The organism is Shewanella electrica, assembly GCF_022321485.1.
In the GTDB taxonomy this organism is placed as follows: domain Bacteria; phylum Pseudomonadota; class Gammaproteobacteria; order Enterobacterales; family Shewanellaceae; genus Shewanella; species Shewanella electrica.
Window position 1 is genome coordinate 346104 of the sequence record NZ_JAKOGG010000003.1, and the last position, 13449, is coordinate 359552.

The 13449-nt window shown below is 43.9% G+C and carries 14 protein-coding genes, 1 pseudogene and 1 CRISPR repeat array; of the genes and pseudogenes, 4 read left to right on the forward strand and 11 right to left on the reverse strand.

Annotated features, from left to right (window positions below):
- Window positions 1–23: 23 nt before the first annotated feature.
- From L9G74_RS06395 to L9G74_RS06405, 3 genes are all read right to left on the reverse strand, one after another.
- Window positions 24–329, reverse strand: coding sequence for a hypothetical protein (locus L9G74_RS06395; protein WP_238895467.1), 306 nt, complete (start codon window positions 327–329; stop codon window positions 24–26).
- Window positions 330–525: 196 nt separating this feature from the next.
- Window positions 526–1905, reverse strand: a complete 1380-nt coding sequence (locus tag L9G74_RS06400) for a DEAD/DEAH box helicase (RefSeq protein ID WP_238895468.1) — start codon at window positions 1903–1905, stop codon at window positions 526–528.
- On the reverse strand, window positions 1899–2447 hold the full coding sequence (locus tag L9G74_RS06405; RefSeq protein WP_238895469.1) for a VspR family transcription factor: 549 nt from the start codon (window positions 2445–2447) through the stop codon (window positions 1899–1901). The genes L9G74_RS06400 and L9G74_RS06405 overlap by 7 nt, the downstream gene beginning before the upstream one ends.
- Before the next feature lie 102 nt (window positions 2448–2549).
- On the opposite strand from L9G74_RS06405, the gene L9G74_RS06410 reads away from it, so the two are divergent.
- The gene (locus L9G74_RS06410; protein WP_238895470.1) at window positions 2550–2867 is read left to right on the forward strand and encodes a helix-turn-helix domain-containing protein; all 318 of its coding nucleotides are present in this window, start codon (window positions 2550–2552) and stop codon (window positions 2865–2867) included.
- 67 nt (window positions 2868–2934) lie between these two features.
- Window positions 2935–3622: a CRISPR direct-repeat array (repeat unit 28 nt; unit sequence TTCTTCAGCTGCCTATGCGGCAGTAAAC).
- Window positions 3623–3751: 129 nt separating this feature from the next.
- On the opposite strand, the gene cas6f is transcribed toward L9G74_RS06410, so the two are convergent.
- The 4 genes from cas6f to L9G74_RS06430 are packed head-to-tail and all read right to left on the reverse strand — an operon-like array spanning window position 3752 to window position 8729.
- Window positions 3752–4357: a type I-F CRISPR-associated endoribonuclease Cas6/Csy4 gene (gene cas6f, locus L9G74_RS06415; protein WP_238895471.1), complete on the reverse strand. Its 606-nt coding sequence runs from the start codon at window positions 4355–4357 to the stop codon at window positions 3752–3754.
- 1 nt (window position 4358) lies between these two features.
- Window positions 4359–5429: a type I-F CRISPR-associated protein Csy3 gene (csy3, locus tag L9G74_RS06420; protein ID WP_238895472.1), complete on the reverse strand. Its 1071-nt coding sequence runs from the start codon at window positions 5427–5429 to the stop codon at window positions 4359–4361.
- Window position 5430: 1 nt separating this feature from the next.
- Window positions 5431–7524 (reverse strand): type I-F CRISPR-associated protein Csy2, encoded by a 2094-nt coding sequence (locus tag L9G74_RS06425; protein WP_238895473.1) that lies wholly within the window; start codon window positions 7522–7524, stop codon window positions 5431–5433.
- Window positions 7518–8729, reverse strand: coding sequence for a TniQ family protein (locus L9G74_RS06430; RefSeq protein ID WP_238895474.1), 1212 nt, complete (start codon window positions 8727–8729; stop codon window positions 7518–7520). Before L9G74_RS06430 ends, L9G74_RS06425 begins: the two co-directional genes overlap by 7 nt.
- 166 nt (window positions 8730–8895) lie before the next feature.
- Between L9G74_RS06430 and L9G74_RS06435 the strand changes: the two genes are divergently transcribed.
- The 3 genes from L9G74_RS06435 (at window position 8896) to L9G74_RS06445 (ending at window position 10108) form a co-directional block, all read left to right on the forward strand.
- Window positions 8896–9342: a hypothetical protein gene (locus tag L9G74_RS06435; protein ID WP_238895475.1), complete on the forward strand. Its 447-nt coding sequence runs from the start codon at window positions 8896–8898 to the stop codon at window positions 9340–9342.
- Window positions 9343–9514: 172 nt separating this feature from the next.
- Complete coding sequence (locus L9G74_RS06440) at window positions 9515–9724, forward strand: DUF3892 domain-containing protein (RefSeq protein ID WP_238895476.1); 210 nt, start codon at window positions 9515–9517, stop codon at window positions 9722–9724.
- A 174-nt stretch (window positions 9725–9898) separates the two neighbouring features.
- Window positions 9899–10108 carry a hypothetical protein gene (locus L9G74_RS06445; RefSeq protein WP_238895477.1) on the forward strand — a complete coding sequence of 70 codons (210 nt, stop codon included), beginning with the start codon at window positions 9899–9901 and terminating at the stop codon, window positions 10106–10108.
- Between the two features lie 25 nt (window positions 10109–10133).
- On the opposite strand, the pseudogene L9G74_RS06450 reads toward L9G74_RS06445, so the two are convergent.
- The 4 genes and pseudogenes from L9G74_RS06450 to L9G74_RS06465 form a co-directional block, all read right to left on the reverse strand.
- A pseudogene (locus L9G74_RS06450) lies at window positions 10134–11344 on the reverse strand (IS256 family transposase).
- A gap of 177 nt (window positions 11345–11521) precedes the next feature.
- Window positions 11522–11830: a TehB family protein gene (locus L9G74_RS06455; protein WP_238895588.1), complete on the reverse strand. Its 309-nt coding sequence runs from the start codon at window positions 11828–11830 to the stop codon at window positions 11522–11524.
- A gap of 14 nt (window positions 11831–11844) precedes the next feature.
- Entirely contained in the window at window positions 11845–12603 is a 759-nt protein-coding gene (locus tag L9G74_RS06460; RefSeq protein ID WP_238895478.1) for a ferredoxin--NADP reductase, read from the reverse strand.
- 53 nt (window positions 12604–12656) lie between these two features.
- Window positions 12657–13202, reverse strand: coding sequence for a class I SAM-dependent methyltransferase (locus tag L9G74_RS06465; protein ID WP_238895479.1), 546 nt, complete (start codon window positions 13200–13202; stop codon window positions 12657–12659).
- Window positions 13203–13449 lie beyond the last annotated feature (247 nt).

Sequence of the window (13449 nt, forward strand, 5' to 3'; positions counted from 1 at the left end):
CCCTATTTCCGAGTTGGTTCAATTTAACCGTCGCCATCTACATTGACTAAATGCTTGATAATGCTTTCCACTTTCAAAGCAGTTGCTGTTGATAGTCCCATAGGGATAAAAGCTAATTTTTGTTGCTGGTAGTTGAACTGAGCCTCTGCCAAAATTTGTACTGAAAACAACTTTTTTTCCAGCTCTTTCGCCGATATCACCATATATCGAACGCGTTGAGGTCCGTGATTCAAGCAACGAACTTGGAGCTCTCCTAATCCTTCTTTGACGTCATCGACTGTTGCAATAATATCACTTTCTAATATTGTGAGTCTGTTGCGGGTTTTCATGACTAATCCTTGGCAAAAGAGTAAGAGTAACGTAACGCGCTGGGTACTGGATCGCCACTACTTCAACATCTGCCTTTTCGGCAGTAAATAAACGAATGTTTATTGTGGGTGGCGCAGGAAAATCTTCAGCTACCTATTCGGTAGTTAAGTGGTACCTTAATTTTTCACCTCCTTTTTCTCTCATTCGATGATGAAACTACGTTGAAAATGCGGAAATAACACGCAGCTTAAACTCCCCTAGTCGTAACTCCTCTTGGCAAAAGCCCTTAGCCAAAGCCTCTGAAATACCACTATTATGACTGGCAACGCTTACATCGATACCTCGACGGGGTTCTACGGTTCCGTATGGTTGAATATTCTTAGGTTCACCATTAGTAGGGAGAATATTTTGAATACAACTTTCAAGCCGAACAAACATGCATGAATCTGGAATATCTTGTTCTATTTGCTCCGCAAAACTGACCAAGCTAGCTTCTGCAAAGGTGTATAACCATGCTTCTTGGTTCGACGCATCATTCACTCGCAAAATCCGCCCAAGCACTTGCCGAAAATACAGCTCTGTTTTTATTGAACTTAAGTGGCAACAAACCTGAAGCCTTGGAATATCTGTGCCTTCACTGACCATCCCAACGCTTATAATCCACTGAGTGTTAGAGCTTCTAAATCGTTCGATTTCCTCTATGGGTTTTTCGTCCAGATATGTGGCAATAGCTACCGATTGACTGAATTTTTCTACCAAAATTTTTGCAATGCTATGTGCATGCCTGACTGAAGCTGCGACAACTAAACCACCGGCTTGAGACGATGTTTCTCGTATTTCAGCCAATTTGGCACAGCCAAGACTGAGTAGATGTTCAATAGCACTTTGATTATGGATAATGCTTTGATATGAGGACTTTGTTTCAGTAAGAAACTCGTGAATCGAACGAAAGCTCTTAGGACCATTTTGAAAAGAGGACAGGCTCAGATGATGGTTATCTACCAACACGAGATGTGGGGAGCGGCACACTCTATCTCGAATAGTCTGCTGCAATGTATATTGATAATCAACAACTAGCTCACCGTCAGGATCAGTATATTGCGCCATAACTATCGGCAATAAATCCGTCCGCCAAGGCGTACCAGACATCGCTAGTGTATAAGTTGCTAGTCCCTGAATTTTACTCAGTATTTCTTGGCCCCAAGTATTAGCATTTTCATGTGAATCACCAGAGCAATGGTGAATTTCGTCAAAGACGACGAACACACGATAATGCCTTAACGCGGCCCAAAACTCATCATTAAGCGTTGGCAATGCTTGATATGTTAACGACTGTCCAATAGCTCCTAAACCACCAGTAAAAGCTTTATTTAGCTTGTTCTCGAACGTTCTTTTAATGCCATCAGCAACAATAAGCGATGGAGAAAAACACAGGATTAAATCAATCATGTCGGATTGAACTAAACGCAATGCAACTTCTGCAGCTAGCGTCGTTTTTCCCGCGCCTGGAGTGGCTTGGCAAAAGTAATGGTGTCCTCCGGCTTTGAATTTACGCAAAGCGTCAGCTGCACATACTGCCTGCCAAAGCCTCAGCATGTTGCTTCCTCTATTGAGAGGCTTTTTAGGACATTTGTTAAGACGTTGACCTTCCCCAACAGCTCAGCAGAACGCAACTTTGAACGCTGGAGTAATGGGGCAATCGTATCTTCTAATGCAGGGAAACGCGTCTGAAGTGTTCGATATTCGTCAATTTCACCGAGTACGATTTTGAGTTCACCTTCGTGTTCTTTGCGTTCTTTTACGAGCACGGAATATTCACTTTTATTATTTTTGGAGCATTGTTTCTGGCGGCGATAACTAGCCGCCGAGGTATCTTTTTTACTGACTACAGACAGTTCTCTGAACTCATCCGTTACATAAAAGCGCTTTTGCCGGCCACTCCCAATGCTGTTAAGCCAGCCGTTTCGCTGAAACAGCGATATATGACGATAGACCTGCTTGCGAGCCTCATTCGCATCAAGATCAGTCGCCTCTGTTTGCAAAAGCGCATCCCGCGCTTCGATGATAGAAAAGGCATCCATTTCTTTTTCAATTAACAGTTTGTACATGATTGCATTGATTTTTTTAGAACGTTTCACTTTTCAATCGACGGCCTTAAAAACTTAGGATTGCTAAGTATACAAAATTAAGTAAAACTTAGACAATCTAAGTTATCCAAAGGCCATAAAAATGAATATTTCGTGGAAGATAACCCGATACCACTTAGGCTCAAGCAGGCTCGCAAACGTGCTGGCATCACTCAAAAGCATTTGGGAGTGATGATTGGTATGGAAGAAAGTTCTGCTAGCGGCCGTATGAACCACTATGAAAAAGGGCGGCATGTTCCCGACATCAGCACACTGCGAAAGCTGGCGACGGCACTCGAGGTGCCTATGAGTTACTTTTTTTGTGAGGATGACCTGTCAGCTGAACTAGCGATAAAAATTGAAAAATTGCCTAAAACAGAAAAAGAAAAATTGCTGCAATTCATTGAAAATTTGCAGCAATCTAATGAGTAAATGGATCTTTTATATCTGCCTACACGGCAGTAAACCATTCAGGCCGTAAATCGCTTTGTACGAATGCTTATTCAGCTGCCTACGCGGCAGTAAACGATAGATAAAACTCATGTTCTGCGCCCCTGACTTCTTCAGCTGCCTATGCGGCAGTAAACTGACGCCAACGAACAAGCTGTAGCCATGTTCGTTCTTCAGCTGCCTATGCGGCAGTAAACACGGTTATGAGAAATTGGCAGAAAAACATAGATTCTTCAGCTGCCTATGCGGCAGTAAACTAACCGAACCAACGTTCAACTGGGTATTCACTTTCTTCAGCTGCCTATGCGGCAGTAAACGCAGCAATGTTTTGCACGTTGCGCGACCATACTTCTTCAGCTGCCTATGCGGCAGTAAACGTACTGCGTTGGAACGCCTCCGGCGCCGTACTTTCTTCAGCTGCCTATGCGGCAGTAAACCGCCAGCGCGTTAGCTACCGTGTCCTTAATGCTTCTTCAGCTGCCTATGCGGCAGTAAACGGCTTGCAATACGTGGCTTTCACCACGCAACATTCTTCAGCTGCCTATGCGGCAGTAAACGGGCGTATGCGCTGTGATTGCGGCGGCGTGATTTCTTCAGCTGCCTATGCGGCAGTAAACTGATTTCAAGCGTTACCTGCATAGCCTGTTCTTTCTTCAGCTGCCTATGCGGCAGTAAACGGTAATGCGTCTATAACACTGCGGCCAAGAGTTTCTTCAGCTGCCTATGCGGCAGTAAACTATTGAAATTAACTATCCATCTATTCAAAAACATATAGTTATGCTCCATGGAAGCATTTCACCTTATCTTTTTACTTTTCAAAAATAATGTTATTAATCAATATCTTAAAAAGATGCGAACAAATAAGGTCAAAATAATCCATGGAGGTCTGGCACCGTTCCGATTGCACGAGTGCTATCAGATAGCCCATATCCGTTAAAAACGTGCACGACTTCATTTTTTTCAGCTAGTTCCTTTTGAATATGCAGCATAAACCCTTGCTGAGTACTTCGACTTTTAGTCGGAATACTGTGACTCAACGCGTATTCAGTTTCACTACGATAGCCGCTCGGTATGTATTCTTCACCTCTTTGCGCAGCTCTTCTCTTGAGTCGCATTATTCGGCGACGAACGCTACCAACAAACTGCTTTGAGTAGTGCTGATTTCTTAGAAAACGGACTTGAGCGCATTGTTCAGGAACTCGATTAATTTCACCTACTGAGAAAAAACCAAAATCACGCATATCAGTGAAATAGCGCTGTTGTGAGAATTGAGCGAGCAATGCTGAATCTGCATGTACAAAGGCAATTGTTGAGCCAATGGAACTGTCAGACCAATCAGGAAAAGTCACTCCCAAGCCTTGCACATTATGCCTTGCAACAAAGCCATGAAGGATGGATAAACACTTACCAGCAAGAACATTTACGTTCGCTTCTTTTGGAAGATACTTCACAATAAAACAGTATTGTGTCATCTCAGGCCTCCTGCTTTTTCTTTACACGACTAGCTCGTTTTTGCTGAAACATTCCACCTTTGATAAGTACTGCAAACAGGTAGGTTAAAGATTGGGGAATTTCTGCCGCTGTCGATTTTATATCGATTTGCTCTAACTGAGATAAGTAGTGATCCGCCTTAACAAAATAAGAGTAAAAATCGTTTTCAGACTCGGGGCGTCGGTGAGCAATGCCTATTTGCCCATCTCCGCCATATTCATGAACTCTCAGGCGTTTATTGCTTCCAAGCTGCCACCAATCATCGATGGACTGTATCGCTGCACCAATTTTCACGGAGTTAAAACTCACCGCCTCAGAGCCGTCAATGCACTTTATCTTGGCAAATTGCTTTGTTGGTACACCGTCTTGTTTCTCAGTGATAAGAATTTGACTTGGAAAAACCTCTTGGCAGAAGGCCACGTCCATTTTGGCGATGATGTCAGCGTGCCAAAAGACTGATGGATTAGTTAGAGCGAGTAGAAACTCATCTGTTAGTGCGTTTAGCGTTTTTACCGCTTCATCGGGCCAATGAGACTCCCAAGAAATCTCTCTTATATCGCTAATTACATAGGTGCTCCCATTACTGGTCACAACCGTAATACTTGTCGCCCCTGCGTACTGATTTCGCCATAACCAAGTCCCTAATAAAATGTTTTTACAATAGCGTCGAGCCAATTCTTGGTAGCCATCTATCTCTTTAAATTTTGTCGCTAACGCAGACAATGTATTAAATACATCAACATTGCTGCAGCCAGAGGGAGCCAGAGAGTTAGCTTTCACTCTTAGCGAAAAACGGCAATAAAGCTCAGAGATATTAGGTGGAACGTAGCATTCCTCGACAATCACGGGATTCGCATAAGCCAGATCTTGCGGAGCAAGATTCTTGGGCGTTGAATCAGCGTTATACCCTTCGGTAATACCTACTTTTTGCCCTCTAATACGCGCAATATTAGCCTGTAACGGTACAAACTCACTGTCAGGTGTCTGGTAGTAAAAGACAGCCTTCCCTGGGTATAGAGATCGGTCATATTTGAGTATTTCGCATAATTCCATATCAAGCCCTTCCCATTAACATTGAATTTTCCCTAATATCTAACTGCCAAAAAGCACGTTGGTAGAAATTACGCGCCCCCTGCATCCTAATTTCAATCTGTCGAGTAAACTCCACCAGACCTATCGCCGATTCGGCATAGCAATGCTGACTTGCATGAGAGTTTTTTCGACGCTTTGGCGCTTCCAAAAACAGATAGCCCAAGTGCGTAGGTACAAATGCTCGATTAATTTTGTTGATATCAGCGATCTCGTTGACTGAACTGATCGATTTCCGCGTTGGCAGCACCCAACGACCACTATACGGCAACAACCCAATTTCTTTAAAAAATGTGGCTGAATTCTGTTGGAATTGGCACCAATCCGCAGTTGATGATGAGATAGATGGCGGTAACAGCGTACCACCGGCAAAACGCGCGGGGAGATGGGCTTTTAGTGCGTTTTGAGCACTCGCTAATTGACTTAATTCACTTGCATCACCTTCAATGCGAATAACAACATCAAACGTCATATCACAATATCGACCTTCAATTAACCCTCGGCGTTTAAACTCACGCTGGTTTGCGCCAGCCATATCAAACTCCGGTAACTTGGTCTCCGTTGAAGATGAATAGTCTCGGATAAACCAAGCAAATGCAGCAAAGCGAATGTTGGCTCCCAATGATGCATTCAACTCTCTCTGATAGTGATGCAAAAATCCCCACATCGCAGTTAAGGACGGAATGCCTGAACAGTACATATTTGATAAGGCCGCCCCGTCAAACAAGCGAAGAGCCTTTAAATGCAGATAACTCACGCTTCCATCATCGTCAGCGCTTGGGTAAGAGGTAGATTCAATCTGAGATAACGCCCAACTGAGCTGCTTTCGCAGCACCGACATTAAACGAGGCTCAAAAGCAAAATGTTGCGTCACGTAATAGTTCGAGATTTGGTTATTCAGGCATGCAAATAACGGATTTAGAAATTGTTTGAGGGACGAAACGGGAGCAATCAAAAATTCATATTCAGTGGAATCTGAGATGGACGATAATTTTTCAATTACTTGGGGTTCGCTAACGATAGCTTCTCGCAGCTCAAACAAGGGGGCAAGCCACTGTAAGACTATCGTTCTCAGCAATTTTTGTTGCGCACGCAACTGAATACGTTGCTGCCTATTAGTCGCTATATACCCTAGCCGCGATAACCTCTCCAATGAAGCGATGAAATCTTTACGGCGTAACACCTTCGAGTTCAGTATTGAACCGACCTCAGCCAGCCTGCCTAGCTGGTTTTGGGAAAAGCTTTGTCCCTGACGCGCTAGGTTCGGTGGATAGTGCAATACCTTTACCCAACCACCTAATGAGGAAACTAATCCTCCTACAGAAGCTGGGCGAGTAAAGCTGAGTTCAGTCGTTCGAGCATAACTTTGTTGAATAGCGAGTAGCATTGCCGAGCTAACAACTGGAGTAACTGCGATATAGTCATCGCGATAAGGCATGCGAATTTGCGGTGAGTTATGGTCAACGGTGTTCGGAAATTCTGTTGGAGGCAACAATCTATTGAGAGAGTCACTCACGACCTTCAAATCTTGAACCTTGCCACCCATCGACTGAAATGCAGTCTTCCACTCCGGTTCGATCTCTTTTAATACCTTCGCCAACGAGCGTTTTTGACCATGCCAAAAAAACTCAGCAGCGAACAACTTGGCATAATTCACTTTTTTCGCATCATGAGCCCAATCAACAAACATCGGAACATCTGCGCTACTAAGGACTTTCGATTTTTGGCTTGGGGGCAAACTAAGTATGCGTTGCATACTTACTCTGATATCTGGGTACTTAAGATTGTGCGTGTGAAACCAAGCAACTTCCTCCACACAACAGTTGAAAAAATCGGGATTTGCTAGTTGCTTTTTTGCGGTTCGTTTATCAATCAAATCATCCGGTCTATCTTTGGCAGGCAGCGTCGAATTGATCAAAATGATTAGTGCTGTCGACTCTAGATCCGAAACATCAAAAAGCATATTAGAGTGGAGCGCAAAGCCGCGTTTCAGCTGGAAAGTTCGCTCTTTTACGTCAGTAAGACTCAGTACAGTTTGCAGCGGGACAATATTTACCATGACGACATATACACTCCGTCCATGCTCCCAAAGCTCGTTCGCAATTCAAATACTTGTCGAAGATAAAATAGTCCCACATGTGGTTCTATTTTTTGACGAGACACAAGTCGTTTCGCACTCACCAAAACGCCATCTTCCAACAGCCGATAGACCTGTTCTATTGACGTATTTAACACCGCTGCCGTTTCAGCAATACTTAGCAACAAATCGGCTTGATTAGGTGTTTTTGAACGCGGGAAACGCTCTGTAAATGCCGCAAAATATGACATCACTGCGCAGTAAATAAATGAATTAACACGGCTATTAGAGTCAAAATTCGCAGCAGTGATAATGATGTCGCCATAGACTTTGCTGAAAGCCGTTCGATTAAACACATCAAGCATGTATTGCTCAGCATTAGCTGTGATTTCATCTAGTTCTCGATAAAGCTGAGATGGCCAGTCCTCAAAATAATTTACTGCATCGAATAGCGAACGAGAATAGCGCTTATCGAACCAAAGCAGCGCGGATAATCGCTCGGATACAGAGACCGATGATAGAACGCCAGGCAACCTCTGAGGCTCACTGGCATCAAAGCAACCTGACAACTGGAGCTGCTCGTTTGAGGCTTTAGGTGCCATTGCCGTCGATAAATCAAAACCACAGGAACAATGAGTAATTGATTCATTCCACACATAGTTCAATGTCATGCTACATTTCGGACAGTGATCGATTAGTTCTACATGATGCTTGGTACATGCTTGATAAGGTTGAAAATGCCAGTTCTGGCGGATGTAGGGAGCTTCAGCTAAACACTCTGGGCAAATAGGGATTGCTGAATCTTGATTATTTTCGCGAACAAAACTCGCAGGAATCGCTGTAGCAGTATGAGAGATTGCGGCATATTTTCCCAAAAGCCTTACGTCTAAGCGTAACAGCGCTAGTTTAAGCAACTCCGCAGGCTGAAGCCCCAATAGTGATGCAACAAGAGCCAAGGCTCTAACACGAAAATGACTACTTGTTTGCGCATAAATCACATTGAGTTGAGACAGCTCAAGCGGAAATGCACCGTGTGCTTGATAGTCTTGAGCATACAGTTCATCACGAATAGCAAGACTCAACTGCCGATAAGAAGCGAAGCTGTTACACTCCGTGACCCGCAGAAGATAACTCTCTAACGTTTCGTCAAATAACGCCGATTGCTCTGGTGAAAATAGAAAAGACACTCATATCGCCTAAATAACGAACGGTTTGTATAAACTATCGTACTTGAGCGTATTTTCAACAGAAAAAGTCTAAATAACACCCTCTTTACAACAAAATGCATCATGCTGATATGACACCTTTCATGGCAAAATACCCGTAAATTCATCCTAGAAGATAGAGGTAGTAATGAGTAATAAGATAGTTATTGATGGCGTTCAAGCTAACGTCACGCTTGACCAAGAGTCCGGTCAATATCGAGGGGAATTTGTGGGCCTAAACGGTGGCGCAGATTTCTATGCCAATGACCTACGACATCTTGAAATTGAAGGCCGTCGCTCACTACAAACCTACATAGCTATCTGTAAAGAAAAGGGATTGTCCTGTATTAACGATGGTCCAAATCAAAAAGACACAAGACCGACAGTGAATATCGATGAGTTGCTCAAAACCGTGCGCACATCGGTGCAAGCCTTACCAAGCAGCGATCTCGAACTTTGCGATCTTGCCAATGAACTAGGTATCGCGCTGGCAAAATTAGTAGGAACGGACAAATCGTATGAGTCAGAAGTGCTATCGGGCATTAAACATGGTTTTGATTTAGTTCGTAAAAATGCTGAAGCAGATAATGAATAACAAGAATGGCTTAACACAGCACCCGTTGGGAAAGAAATCATCTAGTTAGTTTAAATTTTTCTTGATACCTCCAAATGCACAAATTTAAACCAACACTATTGAAAACACACACCGATAGCCACAATATGAGAATGGTGATAATTTCATCACATTCTCTAAGGGATTATTGACTATGGCTAAAAATATTCGCGGAAATCACGATGGTGAAAATGGGGAAAATGATTCTTATACCATTACTGGGCGTGGCGTTGTTGACCGTAATCGGTTGGTTCAAGAAGTTGAACAAGGCAAGCATCCCAATCACCATGTCGTAAACATCAATGGTGAGGAGTATGTTCGTTCTAACCCCGATTCAACAGAATCAAACAATGTTAATAAGTAATTTATTTTTAATAATCAATTAGTTATTAACAATATAAAGGTACGGCAATAAGTCTTTGGTTTGTTGGTCTTATTGCTCACAAATTTTGATATTCATACCGTCCACTTTATATCCAAAACAATGCCTATGTAATAACAGAGTTACAGAATTACTACTCAGAAATATGGAAGTAAAATGGCAGTTTTGACCCCTCCTGTAATTGAGTCTCTTCAGATTGAGAATTTCATTTACCACGTCATTCGTCACGATTTAGATGATCCATCATTCAACGATGAAGTAGCTTTAGAGCAAGAGCAAAAGCAAAAGGAATTTTTTGAGCGACAAATACGGCGAGCATGTGAGGGAACGCAGTTTCTATTTTCTACCCCAGATGAGAGACTATAAAATATTCTGTGTAAGTGGCTGTTTATCATAACGACACACGGTCACCGTACATGATCATAAACTGCGTCATGGCAGGCTTCCAATCTCGCAGTGGCATTGTCCACTTTTTAGCAATCTGGTGTAAAGCCAGATACAGTAACTTCAGCACCGCATCATCACTTGGGAATGACCTTCTAGTCTTGGTGACCTGACGCAGGCTGGCATTGAGTGATTCGATGGCATTGGTGGTATAAATGACCTTGCGTATCTCCGGTGGGTAATCGAAGAACACACTAAGCCTTGTCCAGTTGTCGCGCCAAGATTTGCTGATGCTTGGATGCTGGTTATCCCACGTCTCGGCAAACTGCTCTAATGCCTGCTCAGCCTGTTGCAAGGTGGCTGCACCATAAATGGTTTTAAGGTCTGCCGCGACGGCTTTTCGCTCTTTCCAGCTAACGAAGCGCAGGCTGTTGCGGATTTGATGCACAATGCACAGCTGTACCTGCGTTTTAGGATAAACCGCCTCGATGGCATCCGGGAAGCCTTTGAGGCCATCGACACAGGCAATAAAGATATCTTCCACACCGCAGTTTTTCAGCTCGTTCATCACTGACAGCCAGAACTTAGCACCTTCGGTTTGCGCTATCCATAAGCCCAGGAGCTCCTTCTCACCGTCTGTGTTCACGCCAAGGGCCAGATAAACGGACTTGTTCTGGATGCTGCCTGAATCGCGGCTGCGGACGACTAAACAGTCCAAATACACTATCCGGGTACACTGGGGCCAGTGGCCTGCTGCCAGGCTTTAACCTCGTCCAGTACGGCATTGGTTACCTGAGAAATAAAGGTCGGCGAGACTTCAACACAATAAGCTTCTTCAAAGTGGGCTTGAATATCACGGGTAGACATACCTCTGGCGTACAGCGAGACAATTCGCTCATCAAAGCCACCGAGCTGTTTCTCGCCTTTCTTGACGAGCTTAGGCTCAAAGCTGCCATTACGGTCACGCGGCGTTTCAAGCTCAATGTCGCCGTGAATAGTACGTACTGATTTACGGCTTTTACCGTTGCGTGAGTTGCCAGTATTTTTATCGGCTGCATCATGTTTGGCATAACCAAGATGTAGCTCCATCTCGGCTTCAAGTGCACGTTCGGCAAGCTTTTTGGTCAACTGCTTAAGGATACCTTGCTCACCAAACAGGTCTTCTGGGGATTTGTAATCAGCTAATAACTGATCGATAAGCTGGTCTGATACTGACATTCTTTATTCCTTTCAAATACATGGATAGAATGCCATTTACACAGATTTTTTTTACACTCTCGCAGCAGATTAATTAATGTGTTAACACCAACTCATTTTACTGCTTGTCTGTGACCTAAAAGAATTGTTCTGTATCCCCGATACGACGCTTAAAGTGGGAATTTTTCTAGCCCGATTTTACGTTTTAGCTTCAGACCAAAAATTGAGATTAAACTGTGCATCATCGCTGAGTTCAATACGATGCCAATATTGTGGTGGACTAATGGCGAAGCTTCCTGCCGGGATCACCCGTTTAATTTCAGCCTCTTTGGCATGTTCGTCAGCAAAGCCATAGTAAGTGACCACGCCAGCCATGACACAAAGCTGTCCAAAAACCCCTGCCGCTGTATTGTGATGACTTAACAGTGCTTGAGGCACATTGTCTTTGGTAAAAAATGGGGTTGAGCGTTGAATAGTCCAATCTTTTGGTATACTAAGCTGGTTCATCATATGGTCCTCATTTACCAGTAATTTTCAAAACTATAATGCCCGGGTGCACGCCTTAAATGTTTATTTAACCCACGTTCATTTAACGCGACACCAGTGTCTTTCACCATGGAAGGGTTACCACATAGATAGACAAAACTGCTATCAGGATCGAGGGACAGAGAAGCCGCCTGCTCCAACGCACCATTGCGGAGCAATTGTGGGATCCGGCCTGATAGTACACCGTTGACGTTTTCTCGAGAGACAATTTTCACGAAGGTTAAGCTATGGTGATGCGCCTGCAATTGCGCTATTTGGCTGGCGTACACCAGATCCGCCTCGGTACGAACGGCATGCACTAACACAATTTTCTCAAAAGGTAGCGAGGGAAATTTGAGCATGGAAATATAAGGGCCAATGCCCGTACCACTCGCCATTAACCATAGTTCTTTGGCATAGCTAGGCACCTCTGCCAAGGTCATAAATCCACTAGACTGTTTGCCCACTCCAACAGCATCCCCTTGCTGCAATAGCTGCAATTTGGCGGAAAGCTGCCCATTGGGCGCGGCCACGATCAAGAACTCCAATTCGCCAGTTTGTGCATACTCTTGCGGCGAATTCACGATGGAATATGCACGACGGATCCAATCACCTTGCTCGTTTTGCAATGCGAGCTTAGTAAACTGCCCTGCAACGAACGGTGCAATGTCAGCCTGAACAACAATGGAGAATTGCTGGGCGGTCCAATCGATACGCCGTACGACTTTACCCAATGCTAAAGCTTGTGGAATCATGCTGCCTCCGAACATTTGTCTCTGTCGATTATGCCACGCTCCCAAATGGCGCTTTAGCTAACTTTAGCAAATGACAATACATAGTGGTCAGGGCAACCGCTCACATCTAAATCGATGACACGAAATCCCGCTTGCTCAACTTCTGCGACCACCATTTGTGGTGAGACTTGGGCTTGCTCACCTTTGAAGTCAACAAAAACGATGTGTGCATTAGGCGACACTTGTGCATGCAGATTGTTTAAGAACTGCGTGCGCTCTCGAATAAAGCGATAGGTGTTGGCGACAAAAACCAAGTCAACGCCATTAGGCAAACAGGGATCGGTCTTAGTGGATTGGCTGATGTCGATATTGCTGTGTGACGATTGCTGAAAGCGGCGCTGCATATAACTTACCATATTGGGCTCGCAGTCAATGGCATATACCTTTTGCGCTTGGTCGGCAAAAATGTTGGAAAAATATCCAGTGCCAGCACCAATGTCAGCGACGGTCATATCATCGCGAATAGCCAGCCGCTCCAAAATGTAGGATGTTCGTTGCCATTCCTCTCTATTTTCGGCATCAAAAATTAACGTTAGCTTTTCAGGTTCTGCAAAACTCATTGCACTCTTATCCTTCTAAATCGAGACATACTGCCCATCAGTTGATGCAGTGATAGATGGCGTTAGTGACCCTGCCACTTACTGCTGTTGCGATGGCTACGCGGCATCGGGTAGCCACGGTTTATCGGCCTGACAATTTGTTATTGCATTGGACATGCCAATATTCAATATATTGATTTATATTGATTTATTTTTTAATAAGTAGAAAAAAGATGTCGATATGACATTGTTTTAAATTGTCATATTG

Coding starts and splice junctions, on each gene's coding strand:
- L9G74_RS06395 (WP_238895467.1), bottom strand. CDS start 329: ATGAAAACCCGCAACAGACTCACAATATTAGAAAGTGATATTATTGCA.
- L9G74_RS06400 (WP_238895468.1), bottom strand. CDS start 1,905: ATGCTGAGGCTTTGGCAGGCAGTATGTGCAGCTGACGCTTTGCGTAAA.
- cas6f (WP_238895471.1), bottom strand. CDS start 4,357: ATGACACAATACTGTTTTATTGTGAAGTATCTTCCAAAAGAAGCGAAC.
- csy3 (WP_238895472.1), bottom strand. CDS start 5,429: ATGGAATTATGCGAAATACTCAAATATGACCGATCTCTATACCCAGGG.
- L9G74_RS06425 (WP_238895473.1), bottom strand. CDS start 7,524: ATGGTAAATATTGTCCCGCTGCAAACTGTACTGAGTCTTACTGACGTA.
- L9G74_RS06435 (WP_238895475.1), top strand. CDS start 8,896: ATGAGTAATAAGATAGTTATTGATGGCGTTCAAGCTAACGTCACGCTT.
- L9G74_RS06440 (WP_238895476.1), top strand. CDS start 9,515: ATGGCTAAAAATATTCGCGGAAATCACGATGGTGAAAATGGGGAAAAT.
- L9G74_RS06445 (WP_238895477.1), top strand. CDS start 9,899: ATGGCAGTTTTGACCCCTCCTGTAATTGAGTCTCTTCAGATTGAGAAT.
- L9G74_RS06455 (WP_238895588.1), bottom strand. CDS start 11,830: ATGAACCAGCTTAGTATACCAAAAGATTGGACTATTCAACGCTCAACC.
- L9G74_RS06460 (WP_238895478.1), bottom strand. CDS start 12,603: ATGATTCCACAAGCTTTAGCATTGGGTAAAGTCGTACGGCGTATCGAT.
- L9G74_RS06465 (WP_238895479.1), bottom strand. CDS start 13,202: ATGAGTTTTGCAGAACCTGAAAAGCTAACGTTAATTTTTGATGCCGAA.